Consider the following 20,590-nt stretch of genomic DNA (forward strand, 5'->3'; position numbering starts at 1 on the left):
AGGACTTGCGCAAGCATTACGCGGCCGAGCTCCCGCTGTTCAACGTGGTGGATCGCGCGGTGAAGATGCACGACGCGCTTCTTCCGGACCTTCGCGACGACGGCGTGCTGAACCTGCTCCGCGTGCAAGAGCAGGTGAAGGCCGAAGTCGCGGCGTCGGGAAACAACAGCCTGTCGTGGGTCGCCGCGATGTTGTCCCTGCGGCGCACGGCTGCCCTGCGACCCCCGCACACCTTGGTGTACGGCCAGGTGGATCCGGAGACCGGCCGAGCCGTGTCGGTCGCGATTCCCAGGAGCGCGGCGCGCTTCCTGAAAGTCGGATCTTCGAGCCGCCGCCCGGACGGGCACCTCGTCGCAGACGTCCAGTGGGAGCTGAAGGGCATCGCCACCGAGCGCGAGCACAACCCCACGCTCGACGCCGTCCTGGGTGAACTGCGGGCGTGGGGCGCTCTGCACGAGGACATGCGGAAGCTCTACGCGGCCGAGCTTCCGCTGCACAGCGTGGTGGACCGCGCGTTCACGACCTACCACGCATTGCTCCCCGGCCTGCGTGAAAACGGCGTGCTGAACCTGGTCGACATGCACGAGCTGGTGGCAGGCGGGGCTGCTGCGGGGCACACGGACTTGGTCTGGGCCGCCGTGCTCACGGCTTTGCGAGGCACGTCTGGTGTACAGCCGCTGAGCGCCGTGGTGGTCGGTCGAGTGGCGCCGGACACCGGGCTCTACGTGCAGGCGGAGGTGCCGGGTGGCGCGGCGGAGCTGCTGGAGATCGGCCCCGCCGAACTGGATGCGAACGGCTACGGCCTCGCCCCCGCAAGTTGGGCGAGCAGGGCGGAATCCGCCGCCGCATCGGGACAGGAGGGCCCGGTCGGAGCGGAATCGCTTGGTGAGCCGGGGAATGAACACCAGGACTCGTCCGCAGTTGCGGTGAGTTCCGCCGCATTCGATTCGGTCCGTCGGCCATCGCCGGGACTCCTGGACGAAGCGCTGGTTCTGCTGCGCGACGAGGATGTGGTGCCGAATCTCGCCAAGCAGCGCGACGGATTCCCCGCGACGGCCGACGAAGCGTGGGCGAACTACAAGGACGCCTACGCTTTGCTGCGCGAGTCGTACGGTCTGCCCGCCGACACCGCGGATCCGGGATTCGGCGGTGTCACATCGGACTGGACCGGACCGTCGGTGGTTCTCGGCTTCCGCCGGGCGGACGCCGAGGCCCGCAGGTGGGGCTTCGATCCGGCGAACCCGGCCGACGTGGAGGAGCACCTCGCCGCCGAGGCACGCGAAGCAGGCATTGAGCCCGAACCGGTCGATGGGGAAGCGCTGAGCGCTGCCCAGGCCGCGCTCGACGCGAACGAGAGCTGGCGCGAGCGGGAGAGTGAGGCCGAGCAGGCCCAGCGCGCCTTGGAAGCCCAGGAGGCGGACCGAGCTCCTCTCGACGAGGCGCTTCGGAGCGCGGAAGCGGACCTTGAGCGGGCCCGCGCCGCCAGGGTGGCCGCCGCAGACTCGCTGACCGACGCGGAGAACCACCACCAGGACCGGATGGCGGCGCTGGCGGACGCAGAGGCGGACATCGACCGCCGCTTCAAGGAAACGGCCGACCTCGATCCGGCCACGCTCGACGACCTGGCCCGCGAGCTGGACCAGGTCCGGGCCGAGCGGAGCGAATCGGCCGCCGAACTCGCCACGGCGCGGGCGGAGGTGGAGGAAGCCGACGCGCACGTCGACCGGTTGCGTGCCCGGGTGGACCAGGCGGCCCGGGATCTCGCTCCGTCCCAGGACCGGATCGCCGACCTGGTGGCGGAAGTCGAGGACACCCGGCGGTCGGCCGAGGGCGCCCACGCCGCGTGGCGGAACGCGGAGCTGGATCTGCAGCGGCAGATCTCCGATCGCGCGGGCACGTCCACTGTGGACTTCGATGTTCCGCCAGATGGCAACGAGGTGCGGTCGCCGTCCGGGTTCGTCGTGCCGCCCGAGCGGATCGAGGCACTGCGCGAGACCTACAAGTGGGAGCGGACCGCCTTCGACGACCTGCCGTCCGAGCAGCGAGCCGCCCTGATCACCGAAGCCTCGGACGAGGTCGCGCACGTCGCGCAGTTGCCGAAGTTCGACGAGACGGCCTACACGTCAGCGGACCGGAACTACCAGGCGCTGTACGGGCTGGTCGTCCGCTCGGTCGCGGCGAAGTCGCTGGCCCTGCGGAAGGGCGAGCCGGAATCCGCGACCTCGATGACCGAGATCGCGCGGGAGATCGCGCGCACGCTCGGCATTCGCCGGACCAGCGGAGGCATGCCCCCCGGCCGGGGCAGGCGGCCCGACGCCGCGCCGCCGGGCATCGCTCCGGTGGAGGTCGTCTTCGCCTCCGGCGTGATGAGGCTGCGCGAGCAGCCGGCGGACCTCCAGCGGGTGCGGGAGCTCGCCCGGGAGGTCGCCGAGGCGGCCATCCGCGCGGCAGGTGCCGGCCGGCCGCTTCCCCGGATCACCATCACCGGGCATTTCGCGCCCACTCCCGGCAACGCCGCCGCCGAATCCATGCGAAGCCGGTTCAAGGACGTGGAGAAGGAGTTCCGCAAGGAACTCGAACGGGAGCTCGGAGACCGGTCGCGGCACGGCGTTTCCGCCAAGGACATCGCCATCCGGGATCACGCGAGCCAATCCGGCGCCGGCTTGGCCGACCCCCGCCGGACGGTGCGCATCGACGTCGAGGAACTCCCGGCCGTAGTCCCGTCGACGAGCACCTACCGGCCCTGGAGCGGAGAAGCCTGGACCCGGGCTCAGATCGTCTACTCGGAGCGCGCTGCGGAGTTCGAGAGCAGGCTGGCGCGTGTTCTCTCCGGCCTCGACAGCGTGAACCGAGAAATGGGCAAGCTCGTGCGACTGGTGTGGGACGACGTGCCACCCCGGCAGCGACACCTCCTGGCCGGAGGCCGAAAGAACCAACCAGGTGCGGTCCCGCTCACGGTCGAGCACCTCGAAGCCGTGGTCCGCAACGGGAACATCCGGGAACGGATGTGGTTGCTGATGAGGCGCACACGGCTGGTCAACGAGTTGGGTGACTCGGTGTCCAGCGTTCCGCACCGTCTGCAGGAAAAGGCGCAGCACCAGCAAAACGACCGGTACGACGAGCTCGTCAGCATCCTGGGCGACCGAACCCTGAGTCCCCGGGTGCGGAATGCCGCACTCCAGGAGCTCGACAAGATCACCGGCGACCGTCCCCGTGCGGACGAGGTCTTCCCGCCGTTGAGCGAGGCCGAACGGTCCGTCGGGGTGCTGTTGCCCGATGGCACGCTCAACTGGCATGCGGCGCGCCTGGCGAAGCCGGTCATGCTGGGCACCGCCGACGACCAAACCAGCCTGCACCGCCTCGGCCAGCGGTCTGGCGCACTGGTGTGGACCGGGACCTCGGGCACCTCGCTCCGGATGGCGCAAATCATCGAGCAGGTGGCGGCGCGTGCGAACGTCTCCGTCGACTTCGGCCTGCTCCGCCTGGCGAGGCTGGCCACTTCCTTCCCCATGGGAGCGCACACGTTCCACGAGACCATGCGCGGATTCGGCTTCGCGAGGCCCGAACTGGAGTACCGCGACAACTGGGGCCGGTATCGCACACTGCACCCGCTGTCCGAGGACTTCCTGCGCCGCAACGTCGCGGTGGGCGGCAAGTTCCCCGACGAGTACGCGATGGAGGTGCTCGACTGGGCCCAGATGCGGGAGATCACCACGCGGCCCGCGGTCACCTGGCTCTCGGGGACCGACGACCTCGGCGGCGAGCACCGTTTCACCGCGGAACAGGTCCGCTCGATGGAGGTCCCGGCCGCGGACGGATCGATGGTGGGGCTGTCCTTCGGCGACTGGCGGTCGGCGGGTACCGCGGTGGACTGGGCCGCTTCCGAAGGGCTGCACCGCACCCTGCGGCTGGCCCCCGGCGCCACGCCGGCCCGCCCGGGCAGGTGGGCCGACATCGCGTCGCCCTGGACGTACGGGTCGTTCGCGGACACGCGTCCGTTCGTCGTCGACCTCCGCGGCTACGACGGGCACGTGTCGATCCCGGGGCAGCACGAGGACCTCCGAGTCGCGATTTCGCCGGGCACGCTCGCCTCGGCCGTCCTCGGTTCCGGCGCGTTCCGGCGGGCGCTGGCGGATACCGGCGCGCCGCTGGATTCGATCGTCCTGCTCGTCGACGAAGGCATGGGCGGAACGGATTCGCCGAGCCCCGCAGCGGCATTCGCGAAAGCCACGCGGCGAGCGGGTTACGAGCTGTCGGTGTGGGTGCCGACGACGGGTGTGGCGCTGTCGAGCCGGCGGTCGCCGTTGGGGCTCCTGCCACCGGCCGCGGTCATCCGCGGCGGTGGCGAGTGGATGCACACCGGCCGCCCCGCCGACATCTACCAGGTGATGGCGGAGTTGGCCGACCCCGGCACCGTGGAGCTGCCCGAACACCTCCGCCCGGTGGTGCGAAGCGTCCGCGACGCGGTCGATGCCCTGTGGACGACGGTGCGGGAGACCGGGAACCTCGACCTGACGTCCATCTCGTGGGGGCCGGGGCGAGCCGCGAGCTTCCGCTGGACCGCGCTGATCGGTCACCTGAGCGCCGATCCCGAGTTCCGCCGCGCCGTCCGGTGGATGACCGACATGGGCCGCGACGCGAACGGGAACTGGCGGGCGGTCCGGCTCCCCGATGCGGCTCGCGTCCACATCGTCGTCCAAGGCAAGGGGTTCTGGCGGCGAGACGACCACGACGAGGTCATGTCGGTGACGCGCCCGGCGCGGCTGCTCGAACCGGGCCAACCCGAGACGACGCAGGTGAACTTCGCCGGGTTCATCGCGCAGCCGGTCAACGCGACCTTCCAGTACGAGGGGGGAACCGGGTACGAAGTCCGCCCGTCGCAGGAGCTGAGCGCCCTCGCCGAGTGGCTGCTCGAAGCGACGATCGAACTCGGCGTGGACGGATACCACCCGCCCGCGGCCTCGATCACGGCTTACGGCAACGCATCGACGTCAGCGGAGCGAGCCGGTGAGTGGTGGGCCGGTCTGGTCCAGGAACACCTGCGCAAACTCATCGCGCAGAGCGCCAGGCGGTTCGCGATGGACGGCAACCTGCCGACCATCAACGTCTGGCAGATGGTGCCCACCTCCGGAATCACCGGCGGGCAGGTCACCTCGACGCAGGCGTGGGCCACCGTTTCGGCGTCCGTCGCCCCGCAACCCCCGCGCGAACAGCTGTCGGAGGGCTCGTACCCCGCCGTCGATCCGAGGCTGACGAGGCAGTGGGATCACACGTTCCAGCGCGCCAGACGAGCAGTCGACGCACTGCCGCAGCACATGCGCGACCACGTCCTGAGCTCGGCGGCGGGCATCATGGCGCCCCGCCACCAGGCCCCGCCCGTGGCGCGGACGGAGTTGTCGCCCAACGAGGCCGCCTACCGCTGGCTCTACGACCAGATGCTCTACGTGGTTGCCGACCAGGTGTCGTTGTCGGTCGCACACGGGCAGCATCCCTGGCAGGGGCGGGCAGGTGCGGTCTCCGAGGAGCTGCGCGGGATCTTCCGCACGCAACGGACGCGCGGGGCCCCCGGCGCCGGCCGCAGGTCTGAAGCGGACCTGGGGTCGCCGGATGCGGGACCGTCGACCGCCGCGTCCGACTGGGACCTGGCCCGGATCCGGTACTCGGAGGCGGCGCAGGTCTACGAGCGGCGGCTCGCCGCCCACCTGGCGACGTTGCCCGCGGTCAACGCCGAACTGGGCAAGATCGCCGGCCTGATCTGGACGACGACCCCCGAGCGCGACCGCGCCCGGCTGCTGCGCGGCGGCTCACCGTTGCTGCCCGGCAGCGGTCCCCGGACGATCGAACACCTGCGTGCCGTGGTCGAGAGCGGAAACATCCGGGAGCGGGTGCTCTTGCTCTTGAACCGGGCGAGGGTGTTCGCCTACTTCGGCGAGTCGACAACGCGGCTCCCCGGCCGTGCCATCGAGAACGCGCAGCGCCCCATCGACGCCGGCTACCAGGAGTACCTGAACATCCTGGGAGACCCGGAGCTCGACCCCGAGACCAGGGCGCAGCGGCTGGCACGAGTGGACCGCGCCTTCCTCGACAGCCGGATCCACCCCGACGACGTCGAGCCGCCTCTCAGCGCTGCCGAGCGATCCCTCGCGCTGGGGCCCGATGGATACCTGAACTGGCAGATCGGCTTCCTGCTGAAACCGATCCGCATGAAGGAGTCCCTGCAGCAGACCGGTCAGCGCACCGGCGCGCTGGTGTGGACCGGCACGTCGGGGACCACGGACTTCATCGTGCAGGTCGTCGCGCAGATCGCGGCCAAGGCGGGCGTGCCGGTCGACTTCGGGCTGCTGCGGCTGGCCCTGCTGGCGGTGCTCATCCAGACCGGCGGCCACACGTTCCACGAGGTCATGCGCGGCGCCATGTTCGCCCGGCCGGAGCTGGACTACCACGACGACTGGCGCAGGTACCGCTCGCTGGCCCCGCTCACCGAGCAAGAGCTGCGCGAGCACGTGGCGGTGGACGGCAAGTTCCCGGACGAGCACCTGCTGGAATCCCTGGACCTCCCCGACGTGCCCGAAGCCGGCCCGAGCAAGCCGCCGGTCGGCGACATCGGCAGGCACCTGTCCGGCACGGACGAAAGTGGTGCCGAGGTCGGGTTCCTGGCGCACGACGTCGTCTCCGCCGAGCTGGCGGGCGTGGACGGCTCGACCCGCGGCATGACCTTCGGCGGCGCGCCCGAGATCCGGCAGGCCGCCGACTGGATCTCCTCGACAGGTGCGGACCGCACGATCGTCCTCCCCGCGGACTCGGTCCCCGACCGAGGTTCCGGCTCGCGGAGCGAACCGTCACCCTGGACCTACGCCGGGTTCGATCCGATCAGGACGTTCGTGGTCGACCTGCGTGGCGTGAACGGCAGCGTCGAGGTCCGCACCGGCGCGGGGTCGCGGCGCATCCGGCTCGGCCTCGAATCGATGCCCTTGGTGGTCCTCGGTTCCGCGGTCTTCCAGCGCGCGCGGACCGAGGCGGCCGACGCGATCAAGGCGGTCGTCCTGCTCCTCGAACCAGGTGGCCCGGACTCCGCGACCGTGGCTGCGGTGTTCGCCGAGGGTTTCCGGCGGGCCGGCACGCCCCTGACGGTGTACGTGCCGTCGACCGGCGTGGTGTTGTCCGGACCTGACCTGCCGTTCGGGAACCTGCCGCCCGCCGCGGTCGTCGTGGACGGTGGTTCCTGGGTGTCTGCGGGCGAACCGACGGATCTGGACGTCGTGCTGTCCGCACTGGTGTCGCAGGAGTCCGAGCCGTCCGGCGACCTCGGCAACGTCGTCCGGAGCACAAGGAAGATGGTCGAGGGACTGACCTGGCGGCTGGGCCGCAACGGAGGCGCGCTCGACCTCGCGGCCGTGGACCACTTCAACGCGCCGACGGAGGACCGCTCCGCCAGGCTGGCCTGGACCGCGACGCTGATGTACCTGGCGGCGCGGCCGGACGTGGTCGCCGCCGTCGGCGCGGTGATCGACCGCTCGCCGCAGAGCGGCCGCTGGGTTCCCGTCCGCCTGCCAGAGGCCGCCGAGGCCCGGCTGGAGTTCACCGGCAAGGGCAACTGGAAGGCGTCCTCCAACGGTTCCCAACCGGGAGCGTCCCGGCCGGCGCGGTTGTTGCCGCCGGGTGAGCACCGGTCCGCCGCCGCGATTCCGGGTGGCTACGCCAAACCTCAGACGACCGTCCGCTTCCTGGGGACCGAAGTGCGCGTGTCGCGGGAGCTGAACAACCTGGCGACCTGGATAGCCCAGGCCGCGCTGGAACTGGCCACGGACGGCCACGCCCGGCTGCGGGTCGAGATCGAGGGAACCGGGCACGGTTCGCTGGGCCGTCGGCAGACGTCGGGCGTGGAGACCGGGATGAAGCGCGCCACTGCCGTTCGCGACTACCTGCGGGAGCGGATCGAGGACGAGCTCGTGGCCTTCGGGCCTCCGGCCGGGACGGTGCATCGCCCGGTCGACCTGGGCCTGCTGCTGCCGACCGACGCGCTTTCCGGGCGGTACGTGCCGGAGGCCGGCGAACCGGTGGGCGCGACGGTCTCCGTCCGAGTGGTCGCCGCGGACGATCCCGCCACGGTTCCCAGGCGATCCACAGTGGACTACCCGGCCGTCGACCCGGCGGTGGAAGAGCGGTGGGCGGACTCCTTCGCGCTGGCCAAGGCCGCCGTGGACGCCGAGCCCGACAGACAGGACCTGATCGGGCTGGCGGGCCGGATCGTGGCCGAGCGGCACCAGGCACCACCGCACTTCGTGGAGACAGCGCCCGTGTACCACCGCGTGCTCACGGGGATCACCTACCTCGTGGCGAACCGCCTGCGCCTCGACGCGCAACGCCCGGCCACCGAACGGCTGGCCAACGCCCGCGCGGTATCCGAGGAACTGCGCACCGCCTTTGGCTCGCGCCGAGTCAGTGGCGCGACCGGCGGCGCCCGCCTCGACGACGTCGCGGAATCGGAGACCGCCTTGTCGGCTCCGGACCAGGCTCATCCGGAGGAGCGAGACGGCCTTGCGTCCGCCGCAGTTGCTGCGCGACCTGCCATTCGCGCCAAGGTCGACGTCATCGACATGTTCCGGACGGCCGCCCCGCTCAACCAGGTGCGCACGGACGACCCCCGGGGCCCGGTGCGCCTTGACGTGCGACGGATGGAGGTGCGGCCCGAAGCCTGGGTCCGGGAGTTCACCCTCCGGCTGTCCGCGGAATTCGACGCGCAGATTTCCCAAGAGCAGCGGGGAGTGTTCTGGAGCAGACTCGCCTCAGGCGTCGAGGACATGTTCAACAAGCGGACCCGGTTGCCTGCCAGCGGGGATCAGGTGCGTGTGCAACTGATTCCCGTGGAGAAGCGCGATGATGCGCACGCCCACGTGTCCGTCCACCCGGATGGCGCCGTCGGATCCGCCGACCGCACCGCTTGGCGGCTCGACGAGAGAAGGCACGTGCTCGCGCAACACGTCGCCGATCTGCTGGGAGCGTTCGACCACACCGCCGCCGAGCCGTGGTCGGGTGCTTCGTTGACGTCGCAGCAGGTTGCGGCGCTCGAGGACCTCGAAGTCGAGGGTGGGCTGAAGGGCCTGCGGCTGGACGACGTGCAGATCGACGAAGACCAGACCTGGGTTTCGGGGCGGGACGCCGTTCGCACCACCCGCCGGTTCGCCGTCGACCACGTGGCTCGCACGCCCGTGCTGCGTGACGGCGAGCTCGTCGGGACGCTGTTCACGCAGGTGCCGTGGACGCGCGAGTGGATCTCGCTGCGGCAGCGTTCGACCGCGTTGTTCCTGCGGGAATCGGCATCCCGGCGGGAAATGCAGGCCCGGCTCGCCGGGCTGGACGACGATTCCACTTTGGTCTTCGCGTTCCACGGCACCCCCGACGCCGGCAGCATCGAGGTCGACGGCATCGGGAAGGTTCACGTCGAAGCGCAGGCCTTCGCCGACACGCTCGTCGCCAGCGGGATGCTGCGAGACCTCGCGGACGGCGCGCTGGTGGTGCTGGTTTCCTGCTCGACCGCCGGGCACCGGATGGGCGGGTTCGCCCACGACGTCGCGATGCTCCTCCACGCCAGGAATCTCAAGGCCCGGGTGGTGGGCAGCACGCGGGTCATGGAGCTCTGGCCACCACGGCGGGGGCTGCTCGACGGCAGGACGCCGTCGCTCGTCGTCGCCGATGGCGGGCACCTGAACGTCTACGGCGACGCGACCGCCGCAGATGACCGGCTGGTCGTGACCGAGCTGGTGGCGGCGCTGAACATGGGGTGGAGGTACGCGGCGTCGGATCCGGCCCCGGCGGGCCAAGTCGTCCGGCTCACCAGCCGGCATGCGACCCTGGACCTGCTCGGCTCTACTGTGGACGGGCTGCGGCGTCGGCTGCACGAGGGCCACGGAAACCTCGACCTCACGTCGCTCAACGAGGAACTGTCAGGCCGGCACGAACGGCCGGATGTCCTGGTCGCGGCAGCGCTGGTCTACCTGGTGACCCACCGGTTGGACTTCCCCCCGTTCCGGTCGGTGACGGGCCAGGTGTCGCGCGGACAGCGCAGCCTGTGGCAACAGCTGCCGCTGTCCGAGCTCGCTCCACCGTCCTCCCCGGCTCACGACGAGGACGAGTTCGTGCACGACGGCTCCACCGTCCCCACGCACGTCTACTTCGACGAGAACGGCCAGCTCACCCCGGAATCCGAGAGCGTGCTGGACCTCCGTGCCAGCACGCTGGCCGAGCTGGTGATGCGCCTGGTGGGCGCCGGCCGCCCGTTGCCCGCCGCGGGGGTCACCGGATTCTCCTGGACCGCGTCGAAGGCGCCCGCGGACGTCGAGATGGCGAAGCTCGACGGCGAGGTGCGCGCGCACCAGGTGCGGGGTCTGCTCATGCAGAAGGTCGCAGACCACCTGGAGACCCTGCCGCCGCGAGGCATCCGCCTGGTCGACGTGAACAAGCTCGTGCCCGGCACCCTGGTTTCCGGGGAGCTGGAGGCCGCACCCGGCCGCCCCGGGCGGGAACGACGGGTCACGATCACCATCGAGTTCCCATCCGCAGGGCCGGAAGCGCCGTCCGCGGATAGCGCCGGCCCCACGACCTTCGCCGATGTTCCAGCGGATGAGCTGCTCGTGGCCGACGAGGCGACTGAGTCCGTGGCGGAGACCGGCGCCACCACCTTCCCGGAGGTGGCGGTCACGCTCGTCGGCACCGCCGATGGCCGGCACCACGAGTTCCAGGTGGGTGATGTGCGGTTCCGGCAGGTCACCGGCGAAGACCAGCGCATCGGCGGAGTCGCCTTCGGCGACGAGACGTCCGCCGCGCAGCTGGCGGCGTGGCTCGACTCGGGCGGCCTGGACCGGACGATCGTGGTCGGCCGGGTCGACGGCGGGCTGGCGCCGAAGCTCGACATGCCATCGCCCTGGACCTATTCGATGGCGACCGGTTCGCGCGCGTTCGTGGTGGACCTGCGCGGGTGGGACGGCGAACTCTCGGTGGAGATCGACGGCCGGATCGAATCCGTCGAGGTCGACATGCAGACGCTCGCGCGTGCGGTCGTCAAGTCGCCCGCACTCGCCCGGGCGAGCGCGGAGCCCGGCGCCCCGCTCAGGGCGATCGTCCTCCTGCTCGACGAGGGTTCGTCCGAGGCGGCTTTGTTCGCGGATGCCGCCGCGGACGAGGGCCTGCGGGCAACGATCTACGCGGCATCCGCCAAGTTCGAGCCGTCCACGGGGGCACCGGGTTCGGCGCTTCCACCCGCGGCCGTCATCACGGACAACAACTGGCAGTTCTTCGGTGCGGTGTCCGACCTGGAAGCGGTGGCGGTGGCTCTCGCCCGTCCGCAGACCGGCGAAGGCCGAGCCGATCTGGCCCGGGTGATCGATATCGCCCGCACCATCGCCAAGCGGTCGCGGGAGCTGGTGGTCGGCTCCGGCGTGCTGGACCTCGCGAAGGTCGACCGGGAGCTCGGTCGCACTGGGCTGAGCGAGTCCGAAGCGGAACTGGCCTACTCGGCGGCACTCCTGTACCTGTCGGCGCAAGCGGGCCTCCGCGCGGTCGTGCGGGCCGTGGCCGACCGGTGGCGGCACGACTCCGGCTGGATCGAGGTGCCGCTGTCCGGCATGGCGAGATCGCTGCTGAAGATCACCGGCAAGGGCGAGTGGACGAACCGGCTGACCCGCACGGCCCGCTTGGTCCCCTGGGGAGCGCAGGGCGTGACCAGGGTCGACCTCGCGGCCTTCGCCCACCCCGCCGTGACGCTCCCGTCCGACGCCGGAACCGAGGGCGCCAGCCGCCACCTTGGAGCACTGGCCCGCTGGGTGGCCGAGACCGCCCACGAGCTGGGCGGGACTGCGCATCCGGTCGTGACGGTCGTCGGCCGCGGGGCGGACGCGGACAGCGGCAAGCGCAGCGCCGAGGAGACCGCCGACCACCTGCGCGCCCTGCTGGACGCGAACCTGTCGGCCCTCGGGGATACCGCGCCGATCTCTGCGCAGCGGATCGTGCCTGCGGCCGAAATCTCCGGCCAGGTCGAGGGAGACGGCGAGCGCGGCGTCGTGGTCACCGTGCGCGTCGTGGACCGGAGTCTGGCCGCGCTCGAAAGAGGTTTCGGTGCGGTGGCGCGTCCTCGGGCGGACGTCGAGGTGGTGACCGACGCCGAGATCGACGTGGTCCGGGCGCACGCGCCGGTCAACGAGTTCCGCGAGCCCTCGCCCGGTACCGGGAACCCGAACCACCACCGGGTGCGCCGGATCGAGGTCCGACCGGGGGTCTGGGTGCGGGAGTTCGCCCTCAAGCTCTTCATGGACGTCGCACCGGGCGCCACGCGGGGAGACGAGCAGCGGTTCTGGGCCACTCTGCTGGCGACCGTAGCCGAGCACTTCAACCAGGGCGTCGAACTACCCGCCAGCGGTGATCAGCTGCGGTTGAAGGTCGCGCGGGCGGACGATGTCGGCGCCGCGGACTTCCGCGTGCCGCTGGAAGCCCCCGGGTCGACCGCGCGGCCGAAGCGCGATCGCTGGCGTGCCGACGACAGCCCATCCGTGCTGACCCAGCGCCTCCTGAGCCTGCTCGGCGTCTCCAGGGCCGCGGCCGGTAGCCCGATATCCGTCGACCTGACCTGGTCGAACCTGCTCGAACTGGACCTCCAGCATCCCAGGGACGCGCTGCGGAGCCTGGCGAACCGAGACATCCCGGCCGACTCGGACGCACATTTCTTGAACGTCCGCGACTACGCGGCGCGCGATCGGAGGATCACCGCTCAGCAGCTGGTGTCCCGGCCGCTGACGTTCCGCGGACAGGTCGTGGGCGCCAGCTTTACCGGCAACGCCAGGAGCGTTCCGGAGGGAACGGCTTGGGTGGGCAGCCGGGAGCGCGCCAATGCCGTGTTCCTGCAGGAATTCGGCCGGACCGGCCGATACCTGCCGATCCGGCTGCCCGGACTGGACTCCACCGACGCGCGCATCCTGATGTGGCACGCCAATCCGCGCGAAGGCACCTTCTACGCCGACGGCATCGGAGACGTCGTCATCGATGGCGCGACCAGCGCGCAGGTCGCGAGATCCGTCGATGCCGTCCGAAGCCAACCCGCAGGCGGGCTGGTCCTGCTGATGGCGTGTTCGGCGGGGGCGCTTCCGGGTGCAGGAGGGTTCGCCCACGACTTCGAGGCGGCATTCGCCCCGGGCAGCGGGCGGCGGGTGGTGGCGGGCTCCTCGCTGGTGGCCGTCGCCCGGGGCATGGGCCTGGCCCGCGACGGTGCCCCGCTGATGTTCGTCCAAGACGGTGGCCACTTCAACATGTTCGGCACGGCCACCACCGAGGACGACGACGCCGTGGTCGTCGAGCTCGTCTCGGCGCTGCTGGCGGATTGGCAGTACGCACCGAGCGGTAACCGCGATGCGGGCGCGAAGATCCCGCTGCACGACCGAGCGGCCACAGTGGACCTGATGCGTGGCATCGTCGGTGGCCTGCTCGACTCGGTGCCGGACCGAGACGGCGACCTGGACCTGGTCGCACTGCACGCCGAGGCGGCGGGCCACGACCGGCCCGACCTGGTGGTCGCAGCATTGCTGGCATATGTGGCCTCGAATTCCGCGGTCTTGCCGGAAGTGCATTCGGTCACGGATCGCAAACTCGGACCGGACAACACGTGGTCGCCGTTGCGCCTGGGCGAACTCGCCCGATCCCGCTACACCGTGACCGGACCGTCGACGTGGGATTACCGCACGGGAGAACACCGGCGACCGGTCGAACTGGTGCCGCTGGACAGGTCGATGCCCCTGCGGTCGCACGGTATCGACCAGGCGGACCAGATCGAACCGGTCGGCATCCGCTTCGAGACATCGACCGAGCGGATCAAGAACCCGTCCGATCTGGAACGGCTCGCCCGCGAACTGGCGGAGACCATCGTCGACGACCACGCGGACGGCGTCACGCCACCGATCGTCCGGGTCACCGGGTTCGTGAGCGCGGCGCAGGCCGAAGCGTCGCCGGAGCCTGCGAGCTACACGGGCCAGCGGCTGGCGCAGCTGGTGGCGAGCGACCTGCGTCGGCTGCTCGCCTCCGGGCTCGAAGAACTGGCCCCGGTAGGAACACAGCCGATCGACGCGAGCCGCATCGTGGACGAGGAGTACGTGACCGGGCAGGCGCTGCCCGGATCGACCGGACGCGGGGAAGCCGCCCAGGTCGTCGTCAGCGTCGTGCCGCAGCCGACGCCGCCCGTGCACGGCCGGGCTCACGATCTACCGCGAGTGGTCACCTCAGCCCACGAGGACGCCCAGCAGCTCTCCGGAGCGCCAGGCGACGACCGAGGTGACCTGCCGGGAGGGCGGCGTCCGCGGGAAGAAGAAGCCGACGATGATCAGGCCCAGGGACCGGCCCGCAAGAAGACCCGCAACAGGTGGAGTTCGGCGGAGTACGCCGCGGCGGTCCGCAGCCTGGGCGAGTGGACGCCGGCGTTCCCCGGCGAGAACCGGCCGCTGCCGACGAAGAGGCGCAAGATCGACGTGGGAGGCCGGTCGGTGCCGATCGGGCAGCACCTGCACAACCTCCGGAAGGACCCGGAGCACAACCCGGACTTGCAGGTGCGGCCTGAGCTGTGGGAAGCGTTGCAGGAGGGCGGTTTCGGTTGGCTGCTGGTCAACAAGCGGCCCGTCGAAGCCGCTGCTCCCCGTATCGGCCGGAGCGCGAAGGACTACACCGCGGCGGTTCGGGCACTGGGTCGGTGGGCTCCGGCTTTCCCCGGGGAAGAGCGTCCGCTACCGGACGTGGACCTGCACGTCGAGGTGGAGAACAGACTGGTTCCGCTCGGCGAGTACCTGTACGACCTCGCGGGCGATCCGGGCATCAAGGTGTCGCCCGGACTGCGACGCGTCTTGCAGGAGAGCGGTTTCGGCTGGTTGCTGCCTGATCGGCGCCCCGCCGCACCGCCGGTCGGCGGCAGGTGGAGTTCGGCGGAGTACGCCGCGGCGGTCCGCGGCCTGGGCGAGTGGACACCGTCGTCGCCCGACGAAATGCGACGACTTCCCAAGGAGAGCACCGAGATCGAGGTGGCAGGCAGGCTCGTGCCGATCGGTCGCCACCTGTTCCGCCTGCGCGCGGACCCCGCCGCGCGGGTGGGCCCCGAGTTGTGGGCGGCGTTGCTGGAAAGTGGTTTCGGGTGGCTGTTGGACAATCGGCGCCCCGCGGATGCGCCTGTGGTCCGAAGCATGTGGAGTTGGAAGGATTACGCTGCGGCGCTTCGCGCGCTCGGTGAGTGGACTCCGGCGTTCCCCGGGGAGAATCGTTCACTACCGGAATGGGGCTTGGCCGTGGAGGTGGGGGACAGGCTGGTTCCGCTCGGTGAGCGCCTGTACGACATCGTGGGCGATCCGCGGTTGACGGTGCCCCGGGAGTTCCGAGACCTGTTGCGGGAAAGCGGGTACGGCTGGATTCTGGACATCAGGTCTCGAACCGCGGGGCCGACCGCTCACAACAGGTGGAGTTCGGCGGATTACGCTGCGGCGGTCCGCGCGCTGGGCGAGTGGACTCCGGCCTTCCCCGGCGAGAACCGCAAGCTGCCCGAGCAGGATGCCGAGGTCGAGCTGGAGGGCAGGCTGCTACCCATCGGGGAGCACATGAACTCGCTCCGCAAGAACCCGCGCTTGCGGGTGGGGCCAGAAGAGTGGGAAGCGCTGCAAGAGCGGGGATACGGCTGGTTGCTCGTCGGCCGACTCACCTCCGGCACCCGCGGCGAAGCGTTGCCGGAGATCGTGGCTCCAGCCATCCACGACGGGGAGAGCTCCGGAGAAAGCGTCGCCGCTGCGGCCCTGGTCCAACTGGGCACGCGCGCCCTTCAAGGGCCGACGGACAAGCGCCGCCTCCCCAAGAAGGACACGACGGTCGAGGTGGGCGACACGGTCGTACCCGTTGGGCAGATCCTGCACGATCTCCGCGACGATCAGAGCCGGCGGATGGGGCCCGTGCTCCGCGAAGCGCTGCGGCGGACCGGTTTCGGCGCGCTGCTCAACGGTCGCGAATCGGCGGAACTCCCGCTGCCGCAGGCGGAAAGCCTGGTGCGGAACGGGCTGCTGGCCGTCGACGTCCTCGACGACGGGGACTGCTTCCCGTACGCGCTGACCATCGCGGCGGGCTTGACCGACGAAGCGGGCTGGCCCCGCACGGCGTCATCGATCCGCCGGCAGGTCGCGCAGGCGTTGCGGGACGACCTGCAAGCGCCGCCGCAAAGCCGACTGCTCTGGAGTGAGGGGCTCGACGCCGACGTGCAGAACCTGCCCACCGGCGACACGAGTCCTCAGCCAGGGCTTCCGGGCCCGACGGACGAGCAGCGCGAACGGTTCATCCAGCTGATCGCCACCGACGGCTCGTACCGCAACATCGCGGGCGACCACTTCCCGGCGCTCGCGGCCCGCCTGTTCGGGCTCGATCTCCGCGTCCACAACCACGACGGCAGCACCACCCGGCTGGCGTACTCCGACGACGCGCGGCCGGTCCACCTCGTCCGGCTGGACGAGCAGCACCACGGTGTCGACCACTGGATGGGCACCTTGTCGGTGGCAGAACCGGGGGACCAGGCGCCGGTGCAGCAGGAGGTCCAGATCGGGGAACGCCAGGACCTGAAGCGGGGGTTGCGAATACGGGCCTGGGAGGTGCTCCTGCCTGACGATCCGCGCGGCGTTCGCCCCGCGCTCACCCGGTGGCGATCCCGGCTCGCGACCATCATCGATGCGCTCGCCGCGTTGCCCGCAGCGCAACCACTGATGAGGTCGCGGGAAAGGGGACGCGTCGAGGTGACCGGATACGGTCCGCTGGGTGCCGTGCACGCCGGCGCCGTGGCCGACTCGCTCAGAGCCTGGGCTTCGAGCTCTGTCCGCCCTCGAATCACGTCGCGAAGCGAGCAGTGGCTGCAGGATGGTCCGACCGGAGTAAGCCCGCGCAGATGGAACCTGCACCGCGTCCAGGTCGTGCTCCGAATTCCCGCCCCGACGTCCCAATTCAGCGTAAGTGCTCCGAGCGGAGCCGCCCCGGCGTCCCCGGCGTCCCCGGCGTCCCCGGTGTCCCCGGCGTTGCCGTCGCGGCCGGACGGGCAGCACTTGCCGCGCTCCGGCCCCGTGACAGCGGCGCACGACAACTGGCTGGAACGGCTTCTTCAGGGCCATCACTCACCCGACGAGGACGATCTGTTCGGGGACGATCTGGCTGACGAGGACGATCTGTTCGGCGACGACCTGCTCGACGACGATCCGCCTGCGGAGACGGCGGAGGAGAGCCAGGACCGGCAGGGCGACGACGTGGTCGCCAGGTGGTCGGCGGGGTTGTCGCGGCCTGCGGACGCCTTGGACACCGCAGGGTGGGATCCGGAGGCATGGGCGGCCGCGATCCAGCACGATCTCGAACGATTGCAGGCCCAGGGCGACACCCAGTCCCTTGAGGCGATGAACCTGTTGCTGCAGGACCTGTTCCGCGATCCCGGCGAGCCACCGCCCTGGCAGCCACCGCAGTAGAAGGCTTGCGGGAAGTGAAACCTGCAATGGACTACGACGAGAAGAGCTCGACATGACGACACCGGCAAACGACGACCGGTCCGCCGAGGATCAGTGGGTGTTCCTGATCGACCCCGCCTGGCAGGCGCAGTTCGCCGAGAACGCCCGGGAAGGCGACGCGACGGACGAGGCGTCCGACGGCCCGGCGGAGCAGGAGGTCCAGGGGCCGCCGCTCGAAGCGGTCGTCGGCGGGTGGCTGGTGACCGCGGACGGCACGGTCGGGAGGTTTCGCGCGAACCCCGACTACGTGCCGTCCCAGCCGGGATCGCCGACCGACCCGGTGGACGCGACGCTCCAGCTCCTGGTGCGCGGCGAGGTCGACTCGGACGGGTTGTTCGCCGTGCTGAAGGAGAGTGTGTTCGACGTGGCGCTCGACGAGGCCGGACGGCCCATCATCGCGCCGTCCCCGGACGACGTGCCGTCGCTGCTGGTGTCCACCGCCCCCGCGCAGCGGCACCGGGTGAACGCCGACGACTGGCGCGCCGAGGTCACCGCGGTGGAGCTCAGCGACCTGCTGCAGGAGCACCAGGTGGACGTGCTGTTCAATCCCGGCGGGCCCGCGTCGGTGCGGCTGGTCGGCGAGATGTTCACCGAGTACGTCACGGCGGAATGACGCACCGTATACGCGACGTATGCGCATCGCCGCCTGTCGTCGACGAAACATCCATCCGCCCTGGATAGCGTGGGCCCGAGAGAACCGAATCCCGAAGGAAACCGATGAAGCCCTTCCCGACCTGGGACGAGAACTCCGACATGCTGCTGGTCCGCACCGACTTCAGCGACGACGCCGTGTGGCGGTCCGTGCTGAGCCGGATGCAGGGCCCGACGCCGGAGGACGAGGACGAGTTCACCGCCGAGTACCTGATCGTCGACGACCCCGCCTACGCCGGGCTCACGAAGGAGCAGATCTACGAGCTGACCGACCCCGAACGCGGGGAGATCTTCGTCGTCGACAAGACCACCATCACTGACCCCGAGCATCCGGTGTGGATCGTCAGCGTCAGCGACGAGAACGAGCGCATCGACTTCCGGTGCCTGCCCGAGGAGGCCATCGGCATCGAGAACAACCTGTCGATGGCGAACATGGAGCTGGAGGAGTTCCACGAGGCCGCCGATTCCGACGGGGTCTTCCGCGGTTTCAAGGACTGAACCCCAGACCGCCTGCTCGTCCCGCATGGAGGCAGACCATGTCCACATCCACCGGTATGCCCGCCGATCCGGCGGCGAGCCACCGGGCCATCGAGAACCTGATCGCGCGTTACGCGGAGCTCGTGGACGACGGGGACTTCGCCGGGCTCGGCATGCTGCTGGCCGATGCCACCTTCTCGGGAAGCCGAGCGGAGGTGAGCGGTAGCGAAGCGATCGAGAAGATGTTGCAGGACACCGTGATCGTCTACGACGACGGCACGCCGAGGACTCAGCACGTCGTGTCCAACATCGCGATCGAGGTCGACGAGCGGGCGGGCACGGCGGTCTCGCGCTCGTACGTGACCGTGTTGCAGGCACTTCCCGATCTGCCGTTGCAACCCATTGCGGCCGGCCGGTACCACGATCGCTTCGTGCGTCGTGACGGGCGATGGCGGTTCGCGGAGCGATGTGTCCGCATCCACTTCGTCGGCGATGTGAGCCGTCATCTGCGCTAGGCCGCTAGTGGCGGAGCAGGCGCTCCAGCCAGGATTCGCGAGCCGCGATGCAGGCTCGGGCCAGCGCGGAATCCGGTGCTATGTCGTGGAATCCGTGAAAGGCTCCGCCCCAGACGTGGAGTTCCGCATCGCCTCCGGCGGCCCAGATCGCGCTCGCGAAGGCGACGTCCTCGTCCCGGAACACCTCGGCCGAGCCGGCATCGATGAACGTCGGGGGAAGGCCGCTGAGATCGGTGGCCCTGGCCGCCGCCGCGTACTGCGAGACGTCGGCGGTGCCCCGCCGCTCGCCCAGGACCGCGCTCCACGCCGTCAGGTTGCTCGTCCGGTCCCAGACGCCGATCCCGTCGTACTGGAGCGATGACGTGGTCTCGTTCCGGTCATCGATCATCGGGCACTGCAACAGCTGGCCGAGGAGCTTCGGGCCGCCGCGGTCGCGAGCCAGCAGCGTCGTTCCGGCGGCGAGGCCACCTCCTCCGCTACCGCCGAAGATCACCAGGCGATCGCGGTCGAAGAGCAGCTCGTCCGAGTTGTCCGCCATCCACTGCAGGCCCGCGTAGCAGTCCTCGACGGGAATCGGGTCGGGGTGCTCAGGAGCCAGCCGGAATTCGACCGTGACGGCGACGGCGTCGTACTTCAGCGCCCAATCGATGAGCGGGTGCACGGAGGAGAAACGATCTCCCATGACCATGCCGCCGCCGTGGATGTGGTAGATCCCGGGCCCGCGGCTGCAGTGGTCCTCGCGGGAGATGACGGAAACCTCGATCTCCGCCCCGCCGTAGCCGGGGATCGTGCGGCTGACGCATTTGACGGGGCGGTCGCCGATCTGCTCGTCGATGCTGGGGAAGCGGAGCGCGCGGAAGTGCTCCAACCGGTCCGGCGTCATGCCGACCGGAACGTGCCCTTCGAGCGCCGATAACACGGGGACCAGTTCGGGATCGAACGGCTGCCGAGGTTTTTCGTGCGTCATGGATCGCTCCTGGAAGTCAGCGCATCCTTCACCGCTCGCCGAGACGGGTGCGCGTGGCGGTGAACCCGCGCAGCATGCGACCGCGCCGAATCGGAACGTTCGGGGGCGAAGGTGTGTTCGGTGGTAGGGCGTCGCAAGCCGTCAGCGGCTCTGCGACCGGAGTCTGTCCACCTCGATGAGCATGCGCGGAAAGCTAGCACGGCTCCACGGCGAAGCCACGGCCCGATGCCCGAAAGTGCCGCCCGGCTCATCGCGGAACGACTCGTGCGGCCACTGCTGCTAGTCTCGGGGAGAAGTCATTCCGAAGGAGACTCGACGTGGTGGGTGAAGACGACATCTCCGGGTGATCCCCGGACTCGCGGGCTCTCGGCACGCTGCGAACAGCGACGCCGCAGGGTCATGTCGTCGTCCATTCCTCTTCTGCGGGACGAAGTCCTGCC

At 70.4% G+C, this 20,590-nt stretch carries 5 protein-coding genes (1 of these 5 cut by a window edge); 4 read left to right on the forward strand and 1 reads right to left on the reverse strand.

Going from position 1 to position 20,590, the window contains the following annotated elements; genetic code table 11:
- The 4 genes from E1288_RS04830 to E1288_RS04845 all read left to right on the forward strand — a co-directional run.
- A protein-coding gene (locus E1288_RS04830) for a WXG100-like domain-containing protein (protein ID WP_235883368.1) crosses the window boundary here: on the forward strand, positions 1-17,501 show its 3' portion. 21,178 nt of this gene lie to the left of the window's left edge; the window shows 17,501 of its 38,679 coding nt (coding positions 21,179-38,679); its start codon lies off the left edge, out of view; it ends in the stop codon at positions 17,499-17,501.
- A 52-nt stretch (positions 17,502-17,553) separates the two neighbouring features.
- A complete protein-coding gene (locus E1288_RS04835; RefSeq protein ID WP_132481392.1) occupies positions 17,554-18,153 on the forward strand; it encodes a type VII secretion system-associated protein in 600 nt (199 codons plus the stop codon).
- A 104-nt stretch (positions 18,154-18,257) separates the two neighbouring features.
- Positions 18,258-18,689, forward strand: a complete 432-nt coding sequence (locus tag E1288_RS04840; protein ID WP_132481395.1) for a DUF6924 domain-containing protein — start codon at positions 18,258-18,260, stop codon at positions 18,687-18,689.
- Positions 18,690-18,727: 38 nt separating this feature from the next.
- Positions 18,728-19,183: a nuclear transport factor 2 family protein gene (locus tag E1288_RS04845; RefSeq protein ID WP_132481398.1), complete on the forward strand. Its 456-nt coding sequence runs from the start codon at positions 18,728-18,730 to the stop codon at positions 19,181-19,183.
- 4 nt (positions 19,184-19,187) lie between these two features.
- Here E1288_RS04845 and E1288_RS04850 read toward each other — a convergent pair whose 3' ends face one another.
- On the reverse strand, positions 19,188-20,150 hold the full coding sequence (locus E1288_RS04850; RefSeq protein WP_132481401.1) for an alpha/beta hydrolase: 963 nt from the start codon (positions 20,148-20,150) through the stop codon (positions 19,188-19,190).
- Positions 20,151-20,590 lie beyond the last annotated feature (440 nt).

It is taken from the genome of Saccharopolyspora elongata (assembly GCF_004348985.1).
GTDB lineage: Bacteria > Actinomycetota > Actinomycetes > Mycobacteriales > Pseudonocardiaceae > Saccharopolyspora > Saccharopolyspora elongata.